The sequence below is a fragment of the Marinifilum sp. RC60d5 genome, from assembly GCF_052400665.1.
GTDB lineage: Bacteria > Bacteroidota > Bacteroidia > Bacteroidales > Marinifilaceae > JBQTGK01.
Genome location: NZ_JBQTGK010000020.1, coordinates 1 through 5,533 on the forward strand (window position 1 = coordinate 1; position 5,533 = coordinate 5,533).

4 protein-coding genes are annotated in these 5,533 nt (G+C 39.0%); 3 read left to right on the plus strand and 1 reads right to left on the minus strand.

Features of this window, described 5'->3' with window-relative positions:
• Positions 1 to 324 precede the first annotated feature (324 nt).
• Positions 325 to 465, minus strand: coding sequence for a hypothetical protein (locus ACT3CE_RS18750; RefSeq protein ID WP_444711294.1), 141 nt, complete (start codon positions 463 to 465; stop codon positions 325 to 327).
• Between the two features lie 389 nt (positions 466 to 854).
• On the opposite strand from ACT3CE_RS18750, the gene ACT3CE_RS18755 reads away from it, so the two are divergent.
• From ACT3CE_RS18755 to ACT3CE_RS18765, 3 genes are all read left to right on the plus strand, one after another.
• Positions 855 to 1,637, plus strand: a complete 783-nt coding sequence (locus ACT3CE_RS18755; protein ID WP_444711295.1) for a polysaccharide biosynthesis/export family protein — start codon at positions 855 to 857, stop codon at positions 1,635 to 1,637.
• Between the two features lie 52 nt (positions 1,638 to 1,689).
• On the plus strand, positions 1,690 to 2,043 hold the full coding sequence (locus tag ACT3CE_RS18760; protein WP_444711296.1) for a four helix bundle protein: 354 nt from the start codon (positions 1,690 to 1,692) through the stop codon (positions 2,041 to 2,043).
• 140 nt (positions 2,044 to 2,183) lie between these two features.
• Positions 2,184 to 4,592, plus strand: a complete 2,409-nt coding sequence (locus tag ACT3CE_RS18765; protein ID WP_444711297.1) for a GumC family protein — start codon at positions 2,184 to 2,186, stop codon at positions 4,590 to 4,592.
• Positions 4,593 to 5,533 lie beyond the last annotated feature (941 nt).

The window sequence follows — 5,533 nt, forward strand, 5'->3', positions numbered from 1 at the left end:
AACAGAATTCCATGAGTGAGGAACGAGCGAATATTATTCTGTTTAGCCTTTAAAGCGTGATGGGTCACCGATTGGCGCAGTCTTGATTTTTTTTGTTTCGTTTTTTGTATCAAGCCAAAAATGAAAAGCCCGTCCGGCTAAAGGACAAGAAAGAAAATCAAAGGTCGAAGGTCAAGCACTGCACTGCCAGGTAAAGTCATCAAAAACATCGCGAAAGCTATCATCATCATAAGAAAATAAACAGATTGCCGCGGCCTCGTACCTCCGCCTCGCAAAGACAGAGGGAATGAGGACAAAGAAAAATTAATAATGAAGAATTAAAAATTAAAAAGCCGAAACAGGGCAGTCCGACATTGCCAAAGCAGGTGGGGTACCCATAGCTGCAGAAGGCGTTAAAAACAGAATTCCATGAGTGAGGAACGAGCGAATATTATTCTGTTTAGCCTTTAAAGCGTGATGGGTCACCGATTGGCGCAGTCTTGACCTTTTTGTTTCGTTTTTGGGTCAAGCCAAAAATGAAAAGCCCGTCCGGCTAAAGGACAAGAAAGAAAATTAAAGGTCGAAGGTCAAAAATCAAGCACTGCACTGCCAGGTAAAGTCATCAAAAACATCGCGAAAGCTATCATCATCATAAGAAAATAAACAGATTGCCGCGGCCTCGTTCCTCCGCCTCGCAAAGACAGAGGAAATGAGGACAAGAAAGAAAATCAAAGGTCAAAAGTGAAAAAATAAAAGATCCAATACTCATTACTTAGCCACAAGCCACAACAAAATCAATACAAATAACACAATTCTGTTTTACCGAGAAATACTTTTTATATTTTTGTAAACTGAATTAATTATAGCACGAATCAATGAACAAACTATTTTTATTTTGCCTGGTGGCCCTAATGGGGATATTGGGAAGTTCCTGCAGGTCTAGTAAAGATCTTGTATACCTGAACAATACAGGAGATCAGGAGATGTTGGAAGGATTACCCGGGAAAGTTGCAGAATACGTAATTAAAACCAACGACAACTTATATGTAGACATTCAATCGATGAGTCCGGAGGTGAATGCCATGTTCAATCCTACCAAGGGAATGGGAACCACGGGAGGTACATCACAAAACTACGGACAACCATCTTCTCAGTATTTAAATGGTTTTCAGGTCGATTTTTCGGGTAATGTAAAATTACCGGTGATTGGCAAGGTTGCTGTGGCTGGTAAAACATTAAATGCAGCTCGTGAAGCCATTCAGTTAAAAGCCGACGAATACATAAAAGATGCCATGGTTAAGGTAAAATTGTTGAGTTTTAAAATAACCGTTTTGGGAGAGGTGAAAAATCCGGGCATGTACTACAATTACAATAATAACATGACCGTTTTAGATGGCATTAGCATGGCCAGCGGGGTTACCGATTACGGAAGAATACAGAAAGTATTGGTAATGCGTACCAGCGAGAAAGGGAGTAAAACTTTTCGCCTGGACTTGAGCAATAAAAAATTCCTATCCTCCGAAGCCTTTTTTCTGCAGCCCAACGATGTGGTGTATGTAGAACCGGATAAATACAAAAATGTAAAACTAAATTCTCCCATGTATTCACTGTTTTTATCAACTGTGTCTACGCTGATATTGATTTTGAATGTGTTGTAGAGGAGAAAAGGTGAAAAAGTGTGAAAAGGTGAAAGGGTGAAAAAGTGTAATCATGGGAACAATCAAACAATTTGAGGATTTAATGATTTGGCAAGAATCTAGAAGGCTTGTCAACGAGGTTTATAAGCAACTCAGTTCATGTAAAGATTATAGCTTTAGAGATCAGATTCAGCGTGCTGCTGTTTCTGTAATGAATAACATTGCAGAAGGCTTTGAAAGAAAATCTGGGAAAGAATTTAAACGATTTCTTGATATTGCAAAGGGATCAGGAGGAGAGGTGAGAAGTATGTTATATCTTGCCGAAGATCTGGAATATATAAAAAAAGAGAAAGCAAAGGATTTAAGAGAAAAATTCAGTTTACTTTCAGGAAGTATTGTGAACCTAAAAAAATCAATGAAATACTAAATCACACTTTTACACTCTTACACCTTTTCACTCTTACACTCTTACACTCTTACACCTTTTCACTTTTACACTTTTAAACCTTTACACTTTTAATCAAAAAAACACCCGCTTCATTGTGGGCAAAAATATATGCGCTGAATATGAATAACAACAATTTAAATGAAATGATGGAATATTTCGAGATGGAAGAAGGAACCAATGTAAAAGAGTTTCTGTTTCGGATTCTATCGAAATGGCACTGGTTTGTGCTGTGCGGATTTTTAGGATGTGTACTTGGATTTTTAGTGAGCAAATCGAAACCTTCGACTTATAGTCTGAGTGCTTCGGTGCTGATTAATGATGAATCGCAATCTATGGGCATTGATCAGTTGTTTGAGGGATTCGATTTGGGCAGCAAGGCCAATATTGAGAATCATATTCTGATGTTAAAGTCTTATACTTTGAACCGTAAGGCTCTGGAGGATTTAAATCGTGAGGTTTCCTGGTATCAAAAAGGAGTTTTAAAAGATGTAGGGCTTTACAAAAATTCTCCATTTAAGGTAGAATTAACTAAAGGTGCTAAAAATATTAGCGGACTGGCCATTGAGATTGCTCCCCAAGCAAATGATAGCTATAAATTGGTGGTTGATGGGGATTATACTGAGAATTCGGTGGAACACAAGATTGACTTTACGGGTACAGGAAAATACGGAGAGCGTTTTCAGAATCAGTATTTTAATTTTGTGATCAGTAAAAATGAAAATATTGAGTTAACTGATGAACAATATTATTTTAAGATTAATAATTTAGATGAGTTAACCAAAGCAAGTCTGAAAAATTTAGATGTGAGTTTGGCAACCAAGAAAGCCGATGGTATTATTCTCACTTACGAAGGGACTATTCCTGAGCGGGAAGTAGACTACATGAACGAACTGATTCGTGTTTATATGGAGTATGGCTTGAGCGAGAAAAACCGTACCTCCGAGAATACCGTTCGATTTATTGATATGCAGCTCGATGGAATTGTGGATTCCCTGAATCGGGCGGGAGAGAATTTCTCTGATTTCAGATCTAAGAATGGAATTGTGGATTTGAGTCAGGAAGCTGGATTAGTAGTTGAGAAGCTGGAAGGATTGGAATCTGAAAAAGCTCTTGCAGAACGTCAGTTGGAGTATTTTAAGAACCTGCAAACTTATATGGGCGACTCGGAGCAAATGAAGTTGATGGTAGTGCCCTCGGTCGTGGGCATTGTTGATGCCGGACTAAATGCACAGGTAGTAAAACTAGGCGAGTTGTATGGAAAAAGATCTTCTTTATCGGTGGTGGCCCGAGCAAAGAATCCTTCTGTAATTATGCTTAATCAGGAAATTAAAAATACACGCGAGTCTTTGAGTGAGAATTTAAGAAATTTACTGTCTAATGCTGAAGTAAATTTGAATGCTTTAAACAGGCGAATGAATAAAATTCAGATGGAGCTGGCTGGTTTGCCGCAAACAGAGCAGAAGTTGATAAACATAAAGCGCCGTTTTGATTTAAATAATGAACTCTATACTTTCCTATTGCAGAAAAGAGCCGAAGCAGCCATTACAACCGCATCGAATGTGTCTGATGCTCAGATACTGGATCCTGCGCGTGTAGAAACAGCCGAGAAAACAGGACCTAAAACACTTATTAACCTAATTGTTGGAGTGATTTTAGGTTGTGCCATTCCATTTCTGGTAATTGTGGTAGGCGATTATTTTAATGATTCTATTCAATCGAAAGAGGATATCGAGAAGGAGAGTAAACTGCCAATAATGGGTGAGATTGCTCACAACAATTATTCCAGTGAGTTACCCATTGCCAAACATCCCCGATCGGGAATTGCCGAGTCGTTTCGTGGTTTACGTACCAATCTGCAATATCTGTTTAAGCAAAATAAGGAATGTAAGGTATTGGCTCTTCACTCCATGATTCCGGGAGAGGGAAAAACCTTTAGCTCTCTTAACCTGGCGGGTATCATTGCCATGGATAGCAAAAAAGTTTTGCTGGTAGGTTGCGATCTTCGTAAACCTCGTTTGCATTCCATTTTTGATGTGGATAATAAATCAGGACTATCGACTTATCTAATTGGAAATCATTCTCTGAAGGAGATTATTCAAACTACTCATATTAAAAATCTGTCATTTGTAAATTCAGGTCCTATTCCGCCAAATCCGGCAGAGTTGCTAGGAACCGATGCTTTTGCAAACTTTATAGAAGAAGCAAAAAAAGATTTCGATTACATTATATTGGATAATGCGCCGGTTACTTTGGTTACCGATGGTATACTAACAGGAACACATGCCGATGCCAACCTATTTGTCCTGCGACAGGGGTATTCCAATAAAAATCAGATTAAGTTTATTAATCAGCTTGCCGAGAAAGAAAATATTCTTCAGGTAGGTATTGTGCTAAACGATGCTGTGCACAATGGTTACGGTTATGGTAAAAATTATGGTGGCTATGGATATGGGAACGGTTATTACGACGAAGATCATGAATCGTTAAGCCTGGGTAAGCGTTTACTGCGAAAATTTTTTAAGAAGTAAGGAAGGGAAGTTCCAGGCTCCAACATCCAAGATCCAAGCTCCAAGTTTCAAGTAACAAAGTCCAAAGTCCAAAGTCTAAAGTCGAAAGGCCTAAAGGTCGAAAAAGTCGAAAAGTCGAAAAGTCAAATGGTCTGGAAGAGTCTTGAAGGGTTAAAGGTGAAAGGTCCGAAGTTTGCAGTCATCCTGAGGGAAGCGGAGCGACGAAGGATCTCTTCAATCAAGGTCAAAAAGAGTCCACAAATAACACAAATGGAACGAATTTTCACAAATGCCATACGGTCCAAAGTTTGCAGTCATGACCTTCGGAGATCTCGCAAAAGCTCGGTACTGAACTCGTTTCAGGATCTCAAAAAAAAAGGAATACAAATGACAAAACCCAAAGTCCAAAATCGAAAGGTCTGGAAAAGTCTTGAAAGGTCGAAAGGTCAAAGGGTCAAAGCTCCAAGTTTCAAGTAACAAAGTCCAAAATCCAAAGGTCTTTAAAAATAAATGGTAATTTGTTTTTTGCCTGTAGGGCAAACATATTAATAATGAGTAATTAAGAATTAATAATTAAAAATTTTCCGGTGGCTCGGGATCCGCATCATGAAAAATGCGAGAAGAATTGCAGTGATGGCTTAGTAAGACCGTGAAGCTGAGAACTTGTTCGAAGATCACGCGGCCGCACTTAGTCATTGCAAAAATTCAGCTTGTATTTTTAATGCGCGGAAGATTTTTTGCTTACTTTTTCATCTGAAAAAGGTAAGAGCCCCTCCGGCTAGAGGAGAAGAAAGAAGAAAGAAGGAAGAAGGAAGAAGTGAGAAGTGAGAAGTGAGAAGTGCCAGGAAACCAACAACCGAAAACCGAAAAACAAGGTCCAAAGCATGCAGTCATCCTGAGGGAAGCGGAGCGACGAAGGATCTCTTGAATTAAGGGTCAAAGGTCAAAGGTCAAAGGTCAAA